Origin of the sequence: Micromonospora sp. CPCC 205558 (assembly GCF_036902955.1) — a bacterium.
In the GTDB taxonomy this organism is placed as follows: domain Bacteria; phylum Actinomycetota; class Actinomycetes; order Mycobacteriales; family Micromonosporaceae; genus Micromonospora.
This window is the reverse complement of record NZ_JBAKHR010000001.1, coordinates 528,470-542,703: the sequence shown is the minus strand read 5'-3', so window position 1 is coordinate 542,703 and position 14,234 is coordinate 528,470. Positions and strand designations below refer to the sequence as shown.

The window sequence follows — 14,234 nt, the reverse complement described above, 5'->3', positions numbered from 1 at the left end:
AGCAATGGTCTGGAGCACGCGGTCCGCATCGGGCCGACACCAGGATCGGGAGGGCACCACGATGAACCACTACTACCTGCTCGGGCGGTCCGGTCTGCGGGTGAGCCGGCTGGCGCTGGGCACCATGAACTTCGGCGTCGACGGGTTCCACGCCGCGTACGGCAAGACCGAGGAGGAGGCCGAGCCGATCTTCCGCCGGTATCTGGAATCAGGCGGGAACTTCATCGACACGGCGGACTTCTACACCGCGGGCGAGAGCGAAAAGATCCTCGGCCGGCTGATCGAGCGGGCCGGCGTGCGCGAACGGCTCGTGCTCACCAGCAAGTTCACCAACACCGTCGACCCGAGCGACCCGAACGCGAGCGGCAACGGCCGTAAACACATCATGCGGGCCGTGGAGGCGTCGCTGAGCCGACTCGGCACCGACTACATCGACCTCTACCTGCTGCACACCTGGGACCGGATCACCCCGGTCGAGGAGGTCGTGCACACTCTCGACGACCTGGTGCGCTCCGGCAAGATCCGGTACGCCGGCCTCTCCGACGTACCGGCCTGGTACGCCACCCGTGCGCAGAGCTACGCCGAGGCGCACGGGCTGGCCCCGATGATCAACCTGCAACTGCCGTACTCTCTGGTCAGCCGCGGCATCGAGGCGGAGTACGTGGCGATGGCCCAGACCATGGGCATGGGGCTCACCGCGTGGAGCCCGATCGCCAGCGGCCTGCTCAGCGGCAAGTACCGGCGCAGCGGCGACGGCCTGAGCGGAACCGGCCGGTTGACCAACCCCGATGCCGGCGGCCGGGAGGTCAGCGCCAGCGAGTGGCAGGTCATCGACGCCCTGGAGAGCGTCGCCACCGAGCTGGGCCGCAGCATGGCCCAGGTCGCGATCAACTGGGTCGCCACCCAACCCGCCGTGGCCTCGGTGATCATCGGCGCGAGCAGCGCCGAGCAGATCGGCAGCAACTTCGAGGCGCTCGACTTCGAGATCCCGGCCGATGCCCGTCGCCGTCTCGACGAGGCCAGCGCTCCGCAACTCGGGGTGCCGTACGTGATGTTCACCCCGCAGTACCAGTCCTGGGTGGTGAGCCCCGGCCTCGGCATCGGCGACAAGCCCGCCGGCTACGCCCCTGCGGTGTTCAACGGCACCGCCTCACCCTCGTAGAGCGCGACGTACCGCCGGCGCCACTCGTCGCCGTCGGTGCCGAGGGCGGCGAGGTTGAGGGTGTTGTGTTCGACGCCCAACGCCGCCGGCAGGGTGCACACCCGCAGCGGGATCGCGTTGGCGTCGGCGATCCGGCGTGGCACGTCGACCGCTGCCCGGAGGTCAACCACGCCGTCGAGCGGGCTGATCGCGACCGCGGCGGTCCGCAGACCCGTCCGTCGGGGCGGATTCGGCAGGGTACGGGCGATCCTCAGGTACTGGGTGACGGCGGCGAGGGAATATCCGCGCGACGTGACGCGGTCGCGCAGGAGGCGGCGCCCGTACAGCACGATGAGCGGTGTGACCGCGTAGGCCGGCGCCTGTCGCGGGTTCGGGCCGAAGAACGGCGACAGCAACAGCAGGTGCCGTACGACGTTGCCGGGCACCTGCGCCAGCCAGGTGGCCAGTACGGCACCGCCGGAGATCCCCACGACGCCGACCTCGTCTCCCAGGGCAGCCGCGACGGCCCACCCCTGCGCGGCGTACGTCGTCAGCTCACCGGCCTCGACCCGGTGGTGGGCCGTCCGGTCGACGGTGCCGTGCTGGGGGGCCCGGGGAATCCAGACGTTGTACCCACTGTCGAAGAACTCCTCGGCCAGCCCCGCGTACTGCTCGGGCGCGAGGGTGTATCCGTGCAGCAGCAGCACGGCCCGGCCGGTGCGGGAGCCGTGGCTCAGCAGGCGACTGCGCGACTCCGGCCGGATCTGCGGGTCGGCCGCCTCGGCGGCGATGACGGCCTCGGCGGCACGGATGGCCGTGTCGAAGTCGAGCGGTCGGGCCGGCGTGACAGGTAGTCCACGGCCACCGACCGGCCAGAGATAGAGCCCGGCGACCGCCGCCACGACCAGCGAAAACCCGCCGACGAGAAGCGCGATGATCTCGGGCATGGTCAGATGGTGACAGCGACCGGGGTCGGCGCTGGCGCAGGGGGTGCGCCCGGGTGACCGGGCGCACCCGGTCACCTATTCCTGAGTGTTCGGTGGCGCGAAGGCGACTCTGGAGCGCAACTGCCGAAAACCGGTCCGCTCCAACTCCGCCAGCACCGCCACCCGGTGGGATTCCACATCGGCGATGACCTCGCGGGCACCGCCGGCGGCCAGCACCCGGACCGCCTCAGCCAGCATCTCGGGCCGGGCCGCCTCGTCGAGGAGGCCGAGGTAGGCGAGCAGCGGGTAGCAGGCGTCGCCGGCCGTGCCGACCAGCCCGACCGGGTCGCCGTCCGTCAGGGCAATGCGCCACTCCTCGGTGGCGTCGCCCAACCAGGCCAACGGGTCGGTGGCGAGGTCGACACCGCCGACCACCCGCGCGATCTCGACGCCGGTCAGCACGTCCGGCTCGGCGACCCTGGCGACCAGTGCGTTGATCTCCGCCACGTCGACGGGCGGCCGGAAGTCGTACCGCCCGGAGGACGCCGGCAGTGGGGTGCCCGCCCAGGAGCACCGGATCCGCTCCCCCCGCTCGACCAGCCCGGCGAGCCGGGCGGCCGCCATCGGCGCCCGCACCACGGCCAGCACCTCGGGCCGACGCCGCCAGTGCGCCGGCAGCGCGGCGTAGTACAGACCGGGACCGCCCAGCGCCTCGTGGGCGGCGCGCAGCAGCTCGGCGCCCACCTCCGGCTCGGCGTCCAGGTCGAACCGGTCCAGCCAGGGGGCACCGACGGCACCCGGTGGAAGGAGCCAGGCGGCGCGGCCCACCAGCCGGCCGGCGCGCAGCGCGACCCAGGTGTTCTCGGGACGGTAGCCGCCTCCGGCGACCCCGTCGGCGTACGCGACCTGGCGTAGCTGGGGCAGCGGATCGGGCATGGAGTCGAACAGGTTTTCCTCGCCCGCGACGAGCGGACGAATGACCAGGTCAGTCATGGGTTGGTCCTCCGGGAAGTGCGCGCCCCGGGTCAGATCCGCGCGGACGCCGGAGCGCGGAGGGGGCGCAGAACATCGGACATTGTTCTGACCTCCTTCCAGCTCGACGGCGTGCCCGACGACCATACGCGCGGTGGTCGTCGGCTGGCAATGATCGGTCACAGCGTCGGGTTGGCTTCCGACCCACGCTGGTGGGTTCGCTGGTGGGCCCGTTGGTCGAAGGCGGTGATGCCGGCCAGGATCACCGCCATGGCGGCCGCCACGGCGACCGGCGGGAGCAGCACCATCACCGGGGCCGCCACGACCAACGCCAGCGCGCCGAGGTACAGCATCCGGCAGCGCGGCGCGGCCCGACTCGCCACCTCCAGGGAGCTGCGCCCGATGAGGAACAGCACCGGGCCGCCGAAGAGGATGGCCACCAGAGCCCAGTCGATCGGCGGGTGCGGATCTTCGATGACCTGCCCGAAGCCGACGGCGGTGCAGATGATGCCACCGACGATCAGCAGCAGGCTGTAGCTCGCCCACCGCGACAGCACGATCCCCTCCCCACTCGGGGACGAGGCGTGGCCGGTTCTGACGTGGTAGAAGTAGATCCGCCAGAACGAGACGACCGCCACGAACGAGGCGACGAGGGTGATGGTTCCCGCGGTCGAGAAACCCGGGAAGCTGACCGCCGCGCCGGCTTCGAGCACCACCTCGGCGAGAGCGATCATGAAGAACTGGTTGTACCGCTCGGCGAGGTGCTCCTGTGAGACGGTGACCCCGAGGCTGTTGAGCGGTGTGGCGCCCATTCGCGGAAGAGGGTAGTTGGCGGCGGCGCCGATCATCTCGATGGCGAGCGCCATCGTCCAGAAGATGCCTCGACCGAGTCCACCGCTGATGCCGCCACTGATCCAGAGCACGCCGGACGCCAGGTGCCAGGCCAGCACCCGGAGCGCGAACACGCGCGCCGCGTGCCCCCGCAGGGCGAACACCAGGAGGAGCGGTCGGCCGACCTGGATGATCACGTAGGTGCAGGCGAAGATCACACCACGTTGACCGAATGCCTGCGGCAGGGTGACAGCCAGCACCAGCGTGCCGAACATCGTCGCCAGCAGGATGGCCTGCAGATCGGGGCGTCGAGGGTCGTAGGTGCTGGCCAACTGGGCGTTGAGCGACCAGATCATCCACATCGCCGTGAAGAACAGGACGGTCTGGCCCGCCTCGGAGAGCAGCGTCTGCCGGACGATGGTCAGGTCGTCCGCGACCCGCCCGGCGAGGCGGGCGAGCGCGAAGACGTAGACGATGTCGAACAGCAGTTCCAGGACGGTCGCCGAGCGCGGGCTCCTGCTGTCGCCGAGCCCACGGAAGAACTCGGTGCGCGTCAGCACGGACGGCGAGACCGCTCAGCCGGCCAGGGCCGCCGGCACGGGCACTGCGACGTGGTCACGCTGTTCCGCTGCCATCGTCCCCGCGCCCCCTCACCGAGCTGTCCCCTATCTGCGCACCTTATCCATTTTCATCGGATCGTCGTCGCTGATGGCAGATACCGGGTCGGCGGTACGCCTGATCATCTGTGCCGTCACCCTGCGGTACGAGCCCGGGCCGACCGGGAGCAGCCACTGCCGGGCCCGGGTCAGCGGGCCGACGTTGAGCCCCAACTCGTCGAGCACCTCGTCGATGTTGTGCATCGAGAACGGGATGACGTTCGTGCCGCGCGCGTGCCGTCCGTTGGTGCGCGTCGTCATCCAGAACAGCCGGGCGCGCACCTCGTCGCGCATCCGGACCTCGGTCGGCAGGGTGATCCCACCCCGCAGGTGTGCGGCCGTCCAGACCGCTGCCATCTCCGCGCTGAGCGGGCTGAAGAACGACGAGTTGTAGCCGGCGAACGTCAGCCGCGGTACGCCGATCGGCAGGATCTGCCGGTAGAGCATGAAGTTGCCGGCCTCGTCCTGGAGCCGGGCGTGCAGCGCGTCGTCGAAGAACGGCACGTGCTGGCGGAAGCCGGTGCCACAGATCACCAGGTCGGCGGCGAGCACCGTGCCGTCGGCCAGGCGAGCGGCGGGCCGACCACCGTCGACCAGCAGCTCGGTGATCACCTGGTCCCGGTGCACGGTGATGCGGCCGTCCGCGGCCCGCTCGAAGAAGCCCTCGGTGGCGAGGCTGACCGTGCTGCGGGCGATGTCCTCGAAGCTGCCGGTGGGCACGAGACCCAGCTCGCGCAGCTTGAACTGGCGGGTCGCGACCGAGCCGACGCTGTCGACCATGCGTTGGCGCAGACCGTTCCCCGGGCCGTGCAGGAACCGCTCGAAGCCCTTCAGGTGCAGGTAGCGGAAGAGCGCCTCACCCATCCGGGTGAGCAGCAGGTACTTGTAGTTGAGCGCACCGCCGAGCTTGCGGGGCATCTTCCAGAGCAGTTCGCGAGCCACCACGTGGGTCTGGGCGGCGACCTCGCTCACCGGGACCGCCACGTCGCAGGACGACTTGCCGTACCCGATCACGAGGACGTTCTTTCCTCGGGCGGCCTCGATGTCGTGGAACTCCCCCGTCGCCAGCACGCGCCCGCCGGCGGCGGCGAAGTTCGCGTGCCCGTCGAAGGACGGGACGAGTGGGTCGGAGAAGATGCCGTTGGCGACGATCAGGTGGTCGTACCGCTCCACAGTCAGCGGGTCCTGGGCGCCCGCCGGCCGCGACGCGACCAGCCACCCGGTCTCGTCGTTGACGAGCTCGGCGGAGGCGACCTCCGTGGACAGGCGCAGCGAGCTGGCCAGCCCGAACTTCTCCACATAGCTCTCCAGGTACTGCTGGACCTGCTCGCCGGACGGCCACTGCGGGTAGTGGGCGGGCATCGGCAGGTCGGAGAGGTGGTAGGTGCCTTTGTCGTTCTGGGTGTGCAGGCCGGGGTAACGACGGGTACGACTCCACACCCCACCGACGTCGGGCGCGCGCTCGAACACGGTGACGTCGAATCCGCTCTGCCGCAGCACCTTCGCTGCGCTCACACCGGCGAATCCGGCACCGACGACAGCAATCCTCATGGTCTCCTCCAAACGACGTGCACCCTGCCGCAAGCGCGCCGACACTGACCGCCCCGCGGTGCCCGCACGCTAGCGAGCAGGCCGGGACTGTCGCTATCCGTGCGACGCGGGCGTTGTCCGCGGTACGCGGCCGGAGCCTTTTCCTGTCGGGTCGACGGCTTTCGGGACCGGTTCGGCCCACTCACGCCTTACGGTCAGCGCGACAGGGCGCCCGGGAGGTGTCGGATGGATGCGGTCACGGTCCGGACGGACGACGTCGACCAGGCCCGTGCCGAGGTGGGCCGTGTCTTCTGTCCGCACCGACTCACCCCGCAGGCGGGTGTGCGCAGCGTGCGACTGCGGATGGCGGCCCGCCGGGCGGGTGGGGTGGGGGTCGTCGACCTCGACTACGGGCAGGCCGTCCGCATTCAACCGCCCGCGCTGGAGACCTTCTACCTCGTCCAGATCCCCAGCGCCGGCAGCACGCTGGTCCGGCACGCCGGCCAGAGCGTGACCTCGACCCCCGACGTCGCCTCGGTCCTGTCCCCGTACGACAGCTCGGACATGCGGTGGTCCGAGGGGTCGCCGCACCGGATCTTCTACGCCGACCGACGCGCCGTCGACCGGGAACTCGCCCGCCTGCTGGGCCGCCCGGTCGACGAACCGGTCCGCTTGGACGTCGGCATGCTCATGACCACGCCGACCGCGCAGGCGTGGGCGCGCGGGGTGGCGTTTCTCGCCGACGAGCTGTCGCAACCGGCGGACGCGTCCCTGTTCGACCACCCGCAGGTCGCGGCCCGTTTCGAACAGGCGCTCATCGGCAAGCTGTTGCTGGCCCACCGGCACAGCCACTCCCACCTGCTGGCCGAACCGGACCAGCACGCCCACCCCGGTCGTCTCGTCCGTCGGGCCTGCACCCTGATCTCCGAGCACCACGGCGAGGCGCTGACCGTCGGTGACGTCGCCGAGGCGCTGCGGGTGAGCGTACGGACGCTGCAGGACTGTTTCCGCCGTGAGTTGCAGACCACCCCGACCGCGTACCTGCGGTCCTGCCGGCTCGACGCGGCGCACCGTACGCTCCGCTCGGCCGCGCCGGGGGCCTCCGTGACGACGGTCGCCCTGCAGCACGGCTTCGTGCACCTCGGTCGGTTCGCGGCCGACTACCGGAGCCGGTTCGGCGAGTCGCCGTCGATGACCCTGCGTCGGTGACGAGCCTCGCGTCGTCCCGCCGGCGTGCCCTCAAAACGGGCATCTCTGACTGCTGACCGCGCCTCGCCCGGTGCTTGCCTTGACGCCGACGACAAGGTTTAGCGTGGTCGCGACGGGCCGATGGAGGAGGTCAGATGCTCATTGGCGAGTTGGCTGAGCGGGCCGGCACGAGCCCTCGCACGCTGCGCTACTACGAGGCGCACGGGTTGGTACGGGCGCAGCGCTCCCCCAACGGCTACCGCATCTACGACGAGGCGGAACTGCGCGTCGTACGGGAGATCCGGGCATTGCTCGACGTCGGCTTCGGCCTCGACGATGTCCGTCCGTTCGTCGCCTGCCTGCGGGCCGGCAACAGCTCCGGCGACGTCTGCCCGGACTCGGTGGTGGTGCTGCGGCGCAAGATCGCCGAAGTCGACGCCGTCATCGACCGGCTCGGCGCGGTGCGCCACCAACTGCACGGTCAACTCACCCACGCGATCGCCCATCGGGAGAAGACATGTCTCAGAAGTCGGAAGTAGGTTCGCTGGTCACCGTGACCGACGACACGTTCGCGGAGCTGGTGCTGGCCAGCGACCGGCCCGTGGTCGTCGACTTCTGGGCGGACTGGTGCCCGCCCTGCAAGGCCATCGAGAAGAGCCTCGTCGAACTTGCCCAGGAGTTCGGCGACCGGATGGTCGTGGCGAAGCTCAACTCCGACGAGAACCCGGTAGCGACCCGTAGCTACCAGGTGATGTCCCTGCCCACGCTGCTGGTGTTCCGTCAGGGCGAGGTGGTCGGCTCGACAGTGGGGTCCCGGCCGAAGACGTACCTGCGACAGACCCTGACCGCACAGGCCGGGTGGTAACGGCCAGCAGTGCGCCCGGGGACAGCGCTCCCGGCCACCATCAGTCGCGGAAATCGTTATCCCGGTCCGGCCGGCCAGTCTCCTGAGGGGAGGCAGGTGGCGGAGTGTCCGTCATCGCCCCCCGTCAGGTAGCGGTACGACCAGGTGAGGGAGTCGAGACGATGCGCGCAACCGGCCCGGGTGAAGCGGACGCCGCGAGGGGAAACCGGGGCGTCCACGCGGAACCCCGACGCGGGTTACTCGGCCGTCTCCCGCTCGGCGCGCGGCGGCTGCTGTGGCCGCTCCTGGTGGCCGCCGTGGTCGCCGTACTGGTGCCGGGTGTGATCGTCGTGGTGCAGCCGACCGGGCCGACGCCGGCTCCGGCGGCGACGCAGGCGCTCGACGCGCCCACGCCCACGAGCCCGCAGCCCGGCGCACCCAGCGCGACCACGCCCACAGCCACGGCGAGCCCGGCGGGGGCGACCCCGACGCCGACGCCGACGGCGAAGCCGACAACCGGGCGTCCGGTCGCCCCGGTCGCCCCGGCGGTGACCTCGAAGCGCAAGGGCGTCGGGGTGTGGACCTTCGACGGCGTCAGCCAGGCGCTGGCCAACTCCGGGGCGAGTTGGTACTACACCTGGGACGTGAAGCACCAGGGCGTCACCAGCCCGCAGGGCACCGAGTTCGTCCCGATGATCTGGGGGGCGAAGAGCGTGACCGCGAGCAACCTGCAACAGGCCAAGCAGAACGGCCGTTACCTGCTCGGCTTCAACGAGCCGGACCTGAAGGGGCAGGCGGAGATGACCGTCGAGCAGGCGTTGGAGTTGTGGCCGCAGTTGCAGGCCACCGGCCTTCCGCTGGGCAGCCCGGCGGTGGCCTGGGGCGGCGACCGGCCCGGCGAATGGCTCGACCGGTTCATGGCCGGGGCGAAGCAGCGCGGCTACCGCGTCGACTTCATCGCCCTGCACTGGTACGGCGGCGATTTCACCACCGCCAACGCGGTCAACCAGCTCAGGTCGTACCTGCAGGCCGTGCACGACCGCTACCGGCTGCCGATCTGGCTCACCGAGTTCGCCCTGATCGACTTCTCCAACGGCGTCCGCTTCCCCACCCAGGCGCAGCAGGCAGCGTTCCTCACCGCGGCCACCCGGATGTTGGGCGGCCTGTCCTGGCTACAGCGGTACGCGTGGTTCGGCCTGCCCGCCACGGACAAGGACCAGACCGGGTTGTTCCGCACCGGCAGCACGGCCACCGCCGTGGGCCGCGCCTACCAGGCGGCGCGCTGACCTACAGCACGTCGACGTGGTCCCGCCAGGAGTGCCGCGGCTCGTACCCGAGCACCCGGCGGGCCTTGTCGATGCTGAGCAGGGTCTCGTGCTCGCCCAGCTCCTTGCGGATCTCGACGCCCGGGTAGACCTCGGCCATCAGGCTGGCGCTGGAGCGGGTCATGACGGTGTCGGCGTTGGCGATGATGAAGACGTCGGCGCCCGGCTGGTCGTGCGCGAGCGCGCGCTCGACCGCCTGGGCACCGTCGCGGGCGTCGATGTAGCCCCACAGGTTCCACCGGCGCAGCCGCGGGTCGACGTCGAAGGAGGGGAACGGCGCGTAGTCCTCGACGTCCATCACGTTGGAGAAGCGCAGGCCCACCATGACCAGCTCCGGGTCCCAGCGGCAGAAGTGCCGGGCCATCTCCTCCTCCAGGGCCTTGTTCAGCGAGTACGTCGACTCGGGCCGGGGCGCGTACTCCTCGTCGACCGGCGCGTACGGCGGCGGGGTGTCGAACGGCAACCCGAGCACCGTCTCGCTCGACGCCCAGACGACCCGTTTGATGCCGGCGGCCCGGGCGGCGGCGAACACGTTGTACGTCGCGGCGGAGTTGTTCGCGAAGGTCGTCGCGTTCGACATCAGTCCGGGGGCCGGGACCGCCGCGAGATGCACGACCGCATCGATGCCGCCGGCGTGCTCGTCAGCGCCGCCGGTGAACGCCTCCACCACCTGCCCGTAGTCGGTGAGGTCGACCAGGAGGAACTCGCCGCCCACATCCCGAGGGTCGCGGCCGCCAACGCGGTCCACCGCCAACACGTCGACGCCCACGGCGCGCAGATGGGCGACGACGGACCGGCCGAGCTTGCCGGTCGCACCGGTGACGACGACACGCCTGGGCAGTGCGGAGTTGGTCATGACCACATCTTCGCCGGGGGCAAACGTGGACCCACACGCGGGTACGGCGTTACCCCTAACATGATCGACATGGACATCACCATCCACACGTGCTCGTTGCCGCACATCGACCCGGACGCCTCGCTGGCCTTCTACCGCGACGCCCTCGGCTTCGAGGTCCGTAGCGACGTCGGTCAGGGCACGATGCGTTGGATCACGGTCGGCCCCGCCGACCAGCCCGGCACGTCCATCCTCCTGGCACCGCCGGCTGCGGACCCCGGGGCCACCGAGGACGAGCGCCGCGCCATCACCGAGATGATGGCCAAGGGCACCTACGGCTGGATCCTGCTGGCCACGCGCGACCTCGACACCACCTTCGAGAAGGTGCAGGCCGGCGACGCCGAGGTCGTGCAGGAGCCGACCGAGCAGCCGTACGGCATCCGCGACTGCGCCTTCCGCGATCCCGCCGGCAACCTGGTCCGCATCCAAGAGGTTCGCTGAGCCGTCCGGTCCTCGATGTGCGCCCCGACGAGACCGGTCAGGAATCAAGAAGCACCGGTCGCCCGGCCGCGAATAGCGTGGAAGCATGACGGACGTTTCGCCGCGTGGGCTTGAGCAGAGACTTCGGGACACTCGCGCCAGACTGGAGGACGACGTCGACCTCTGGGTCGCGACGGCGGGCTCACCGGGGGGCGTACACCTCATCCCACTCTCGTTCCTCTGGGACGGAGCCGCCTTCCTCGTCTCGACGCCGCGCGCCTCGGTCACCGGCCGCAACCTGGTGGCGGATGGCCGGGTACGACTCAGCCTCGGGTCGACGCGCGACGTCGTCATCGTCGAGGGCACCGCTGAGCCGGTGGATATCGCCGACCTCGGCCCGGAAGCGGGTGACGCGTTCACGACCAAGACGGGCTTCGACCCGCGCGCTCTCGACGAGCCCTACCAGTACTTCCTGATCCGACCGCAGCGCATCCAGGCCTGGCGGGAGGCGAACGAGCTGAAGGGACGCGTCCTCATGCGTGGCGGCCGCTGGCTCGGCTGACGCGCGATGTACCCGCGCGTACCACCGTGATCGGGGCCTACGGGTGCGTAACGTGCAGGGGTAAACGTTGTCGCGACGAGGAGACCTCATGTCCAAGCCACCGCTTCCCGAGGCCGCGGTCGCCATGCTCCAGAAGCCGAACCCCGCCGTCATGACCACCCTTCGCAACGGTGGCCAGCCGGTGTCCGCCGCCACCTGGTACCTGTGGGAGGACGGTCGCATCCTGGTGAACATGGACGAGAGCCGCCGCCGGCTGGACCACGTCCGCAATGACCCCCGGGTGTCCCTGACCGTGCTCGACGAGGCCGGCTGGTATACCCATGTCAGCATCATCGGGCACGTCGTCGAGTTGCGCGCCGACGAGGGCCTCGCGGACATCGACCGGTTGTCGAAGCACTACACGGGCAACGCGTACCCACGTCGGGAACGTGCCCGGGTCAGTGCCCTGATCGAGATCGATCGCTGGCACGGCTGGGGCGAACAGAAGGACAACAGCCAGGTCGGCTGACATCGGCCACCCGCCCTGTCGCCGCTGACCGCAGCCGTCAGCGGCGACAGGGCACTGCCGGTCATTGGGTCAGCGTCGCGGCGGATCGGGCGCCGACCCGGGTCACCAGGTAGCCGAAGGCCGCCGCGGTGAAGAACATGACGATGCCGTAGACGGCGCCCGGGATCGCCATCTGGGTGCTGTTGAGCAGCGCCGGGCTGAGCGCGATCGTGATGGCCAGGGTGCTGTTGTGGATGCCGATCTCGAACCCGGCGGCCGTCGCGGCGCTCCGGTCGACACCAGCGAGCCGCGGCACCCCGTACCCGATGGCGAGACTCAGCAGGTTGAAGGCGAGCACGGCCAGGCCGACCGAGACGAAGTAGTCGGCGATGTTGTCCCGCTCGCCGAGCACCGCTCCGGCGATCACCGCGACGAGCACCACGACGGAGAGGATCCGGACCGGACGGTTCAGCCGCTCGGCCACGTGCGGCATCCGCGCCCGGATCAGCATGCCGATCGCGACCGGGACGAGCACGATGGCGAAGACCTGGAGCACCTTGTCGAACTGCAGGCCGATGCTCCTGCCGTCGGGCAGGAAGTACGCCGCCGACAGGTTGACCAGGATCGGCAGGGTGAACACGGCGAGCACCGAGTTGATGGCGGTCAGGGTGATGTTCAGGGCGACGTGCCCGCCGAACAGGTGGCTGTAGAGGTTGGCCGTGGTGCCGCCCGGCGATGCGGCCAGCAGCATCATGCCGACGGCCAGCTCGGGTGCGAGGTCGAACGCGAGGACGAGGCAGAAGCAGAGCGCCGGTAGCACCAGCACCTGGCACACCAGGGCGATGACGGCGGCTCGTGGATGCTGGGCCACCCGGCGGAAGTCCGCCATGGTCAGTCCGAGGCCCAGACCGAGCATGATGATGCCGAGGGCGACGGGTAGTCCGATCAGAGTCACGGCGGAGTTCATGGCACAACATCGTTACCACCCGGTAACGCCGTCACAATCCCCCATGCGGCTGGACGGCTCTTGACCCCGGACGGTGATCGGCTTAACTTCATCAATCAGATAACTCTCTTTACTAATTCTGTCTGATGTCTCGTGGGAGTGTGCCGATGCGACCATTCCGCCACCGCCGTCTCACCGCCGTCGTCACCCTGGCGACCCTGCTGCTCACCGCCGCCCCACCGACCGCCGCGAACGCGGGTGCCAAACCGGACCGCACCGGCTACCACCGGGTCGGCTACTTCACCCAGTGGGGCATCTACGGCCGGGCCTTCCCGGTCAAGAAACTCGAAACCTCAGGCGCGGCGAGCCGCCTCACCCACCTCAACTACGCCTTCGGCAACGTCAGCGAGGACGGCCGGTGCTACGTGGACGGCGGGCCGGGTGAGGGCGACGCCTGGGCCGACTACCAGCGGCCCGTCCCCGCCGAGGAGAGCGTCGACGGTGTCGCGGACGCCCCGGGCCAGGCGCTCAACGGCAACTTCAACCAACTCGCCAAGCTCAAGGCCATGCACCCCAAACTGGAGGTGCTCATCTCGCTGGGCGGCTGGAGCTGGTCGACGTACTTCTCGAACGCGGCCCGCACCGACGCCTCCCGCAAGGCGTTCGTCGCGTCCTGCATCGACCTCTACCTCAAGGGCAATCTCCCGGGCAGCGCCCCGGGCGCCGCAGCCGGTGTCTTCGACGGCATCGACCTCGACTGGGAGTGGCCCAACTCAGACGGTGAGCCCGGCAACGTCATCCGCCCGGAGGACCGGGAGAACTTCACCAAACTGCTCGCCGAGTTCCGCCGGCAGCTCGACGCGTACGGGCGCACGACCCGCGCGCACCACCCGCTGACCGCGTTCCTGCCGGCCAGCCCGGCCACCATGGACGCCGGCTACGAGGGCCGCAAGATCTTCAAGTACCTGGACTTCGCCACCGTGCAGGGGTACGACTTCCACGGCGGCTGGGACGCGCGGGCCAACCAGCAGTCCGCGCTTCGCGTCCCGGCAGGCGCCCCGGACAACCCGGACTTCTCCGTCGAGGTGGCCATCGACGGGTGGATCGCCCGTGGCGCTCCACGGGACAAGCTCGTGCTCGGCATCCCCTACTACGGTCGCGGCTGGACCGGCATCACCGGCGGCGGCAACGGCCTGTTCCAGCCGGCCACCGGGCCCGCGCCGGCCACCTTCGAGGCCGGGTACGAGGACTACAAGTTGCTCAAGACCCTGGCCGGTAACGGCTACACCGTGCACCGCGACCTGCGCGCCGGGCACGCCTGGCTGTTCGACGGCACGACGCTCTGGACGTACGACGATCCGGCGGTCGTGTTGCAGAAAACGCTCTACATCCGCCGGGCCGGTCTGGCCGGCGCGATGATCTGGTCGCTCGACGGCGACGACGACAACGCCACGCTGACCAAGACGATCGGCCTCGGCCTGACGACCTGGTAGCCGCACGGCCCGTCGCCG

The 14,234-nt window shown here is 70.2% G+C and carries 15 protein-coding genes; 9 read left to right on the top strand and 6 right to left on the bottom strand.

What is annotated here, in order from left to right:
- Positions 1-61 precede the first annotated feature (61 nt).
- On the top strand, positions 62-1,162 hold the full coding sequence (locus tag V6U86_RS02305; RefSeq protein ID WP_334497809.1) for an aldo/keto reductase: 1,101 nt from the start codon (positions 62-64) through the stop codon (positions 1,160-1,162).
- Here the strand turns inward: V6U86_RS02305 and V6U86_RS02300 are convergent.
- The 4 genes from V6U86_RS02300 to V6U86_RS02285 form a co-directional block, all read right to left on the bottom strand.
- Positions 1,120-2,088: an alpha/beta hydrolase gene (locus tag V6U86_RS02300; RefSeq protein ID WP_334497807.1), complete on the bottom strand. Its 969-nt coding sequence runs from the start codon at positions 2,086-2,088 to the stop codon at positions 1,120-1,122. The two genes, V6U86_RS02305 and V6U86_RS02300, sit on opposite strands and share 43 nt — an antisense overlap.
- A 75-nt stretch (positions 2,089-2,163) precedes the next feature.
- Positions 2,164-3,060 carry an acetyltransferase gene (locus V6U86_RS02295; protein WP_334497805.1) on the bottom strand — a complete coding sequence of 299 codons (897 nt, stop codon included), beginning with the start codon at positions 3,058-3,060 and terminating at the stop codon, positions 2,164-2,166.
- Positions 3,061-3,218: 158 nt separating this feature from the next.
- Positions 3,219-4,430, bottom strand: coding sequence for a low temperature requirement protein A (locus V6U86_RS02290; protein WP_334497804.1), 1,212 nt, complete (start codon positions 4,428-4,430; stop codon positions 3,219-3,221).
- Between the two features lie 105 nt (positions 4,431-4,535).
- Positions 4,536-6,077: a flavin-containing monooxygenase gene (locus V6U86_RS02285; RefSeq protein WP_334497802.1), complete on the bottom strand. Its 1,542-nt coding sequence runs from the start codon at positions 6,075-6,077 to the stop codon at positions 4,536-4,538.
- A 225-nt stretch (positions 6,078-6,302) separates the two neighbouring features.
- Here V6U86_RS02285 and V6U86_RS02280 point away from each other — a divergent pair, with 225 nt between their 5' ends.
- The 4 genes from V6U86_RS02280 to V6U86_RS02265 all read left to right on the top strand — a co-directional run bounded on the left by V6U86_RS02280 (position 6,303) and on the right by V6U86_RS02265 (position 9,374).
- Positions 6,303-7,265, top strand: coding sequence for an AraC family transcriptional regulator (locus V6U86_RS02280; protein ID WP_334497800.1), 963 nt, complete (start codon positions 6,303-6,305; stop codon positions 7,263-7,265).
- A gap of 134 nt (positions 7,266-7,399) precedes the next feature.
- Positions 7,400-7,783 carry a MerR family transcriptional regulator gene (locus V6U86_RS02275; protein ID WP_334497798.1) on the top strand — a complete coding sequence of 128 codons (384 nt, stop codon included), beginning with the start codon at positions 7,400-7,402 and terminating at the stop codon, positions 7,781-7,783.
- The gene (gene trxA / locus V6U86_RS02270) at positions 7,762-8,109 is read left to right on the top strand and encodes a thioredoxin (RefSeq protein ID WP_030337918.1); all 348 of its coding nucleotides are present in this window, start codon (positions 7,762-7,764) and stop codon (positions 8,107-8,109) included. The genes V6U86_RS02275 and trxA overlap by 22 nt, the downstream gene beginning before the upstream one ends.
- Before the next feature lie 161 nt (positions 8,110-8,270).
- The gene (locus V6U86_RS02265; protein ID WP_334497793.1) at positions 8,271-9,374 is read left to right on the top strand and encodes a glycoside hydrolase family protein; all 1,104 of its coding nucleotides are present in this window, start codon (positions 8,271-8,273) and stop codon (positions 9,372-9,374) included.
- A gap of 1 nt (position 9,375) precedes the next feature.
- On the opposite strand, the gene V6U86_RS02260 is transcribed toward V6U86_RS02265, so the two are convergent.
- Positions 9,376-10,269 (bottom strand): NAD-dependent epimerase/dehydratase family protein, encoded by an 894-nt coding sequence (locus tag V6U86_RS02260; protein WP_334497791.1) that lies wholly within the window; start codon positions 10,267-10,269, stop codon positions 9,376-9,378.
- A 69-nt stretch (positions 10,270-10,338) separates the two neighbouring features.
- On the opposite strand from V6U86_RS02260, the gene V6U86_RS02255 reads away from it, so the two are divergent.
- The 3 genes from V6U86_RS02255 to V6U86_RS02245 all read left to right on the top strand — a co-directional run bounded on the left by V6U86_RS02255 (position 10,339) and on the right by V6U86_RS02245 (position 11,798).
- Positions 10,339-10,749: a VOC family protein gene (locus V6U86_RS02255; RefSeq protein WP_334497789.1), complete on the top strand. Its 411-nt coding sequence runs from the start codon at positions 10,339-10,341 to the stop codon at positions 10,747-10,749.
- Positions 10,750-10,834: 85 nt separating this feature from the next.
- Positions 10,835-11,290, top strand: a complete 456-nt coding sequence (locus V6U86_RS02250) for a pyridoxamine 5'-phosphate oxidase family protein (protein WP_334497787.1) — start codon at positions 10,835-10,837, stop codon at positions 11,288-11,290.
- Between the two features lie 88 nt (positions 11,291-11,378).
- On the top strand, positions 11,379-11,798 hold the full coding sequence (locus V6U86_RS02245; RefSeq protein WP_334497785.1) for a PPOX class F420-dependent oxidoreductase: 420 nt from the start codon (positions 11,379-11,381) through the stop codon (positions 11,796-11,798).
- Positions 11,799-11,859: 61 nt separating this feature from the next.
- Here the strand turns inward: V6U86_RS02245 and V6U86_RS02240 are convergent, their stop codons facing one another.
- On the bottom strand, positions 11,860-12,744 hold the full coding sequence (locus V6U86_RS02240; protein ID WP_334497783.1) for a bile acid:sodium symporter family protein: 885 nt from the start codon (positions 12,742-12,744) through the stop codon (positions 11,860-11,862).
- Positions 12,745-12,890: 146 nt separating this feature from the next.
- On the opposite strand from V6U86_RS02240, the gene V6U86_RS02235 reads away from it, so the two are divergent.
- Positions 12,891-14,216 (top strand): glycoside hydrolase family 18 protein, encoded by a 1,326-nt coding sequence (locus V6U86_RS02235; RefSeq protein ID WP_334497781.1) that lies wholly within the window; start codon positions 12,891-12,893, stop codon positions 14,214-14,216.
- Positions 14,217-14,234 lie beyond the last annotated feature (18 nt).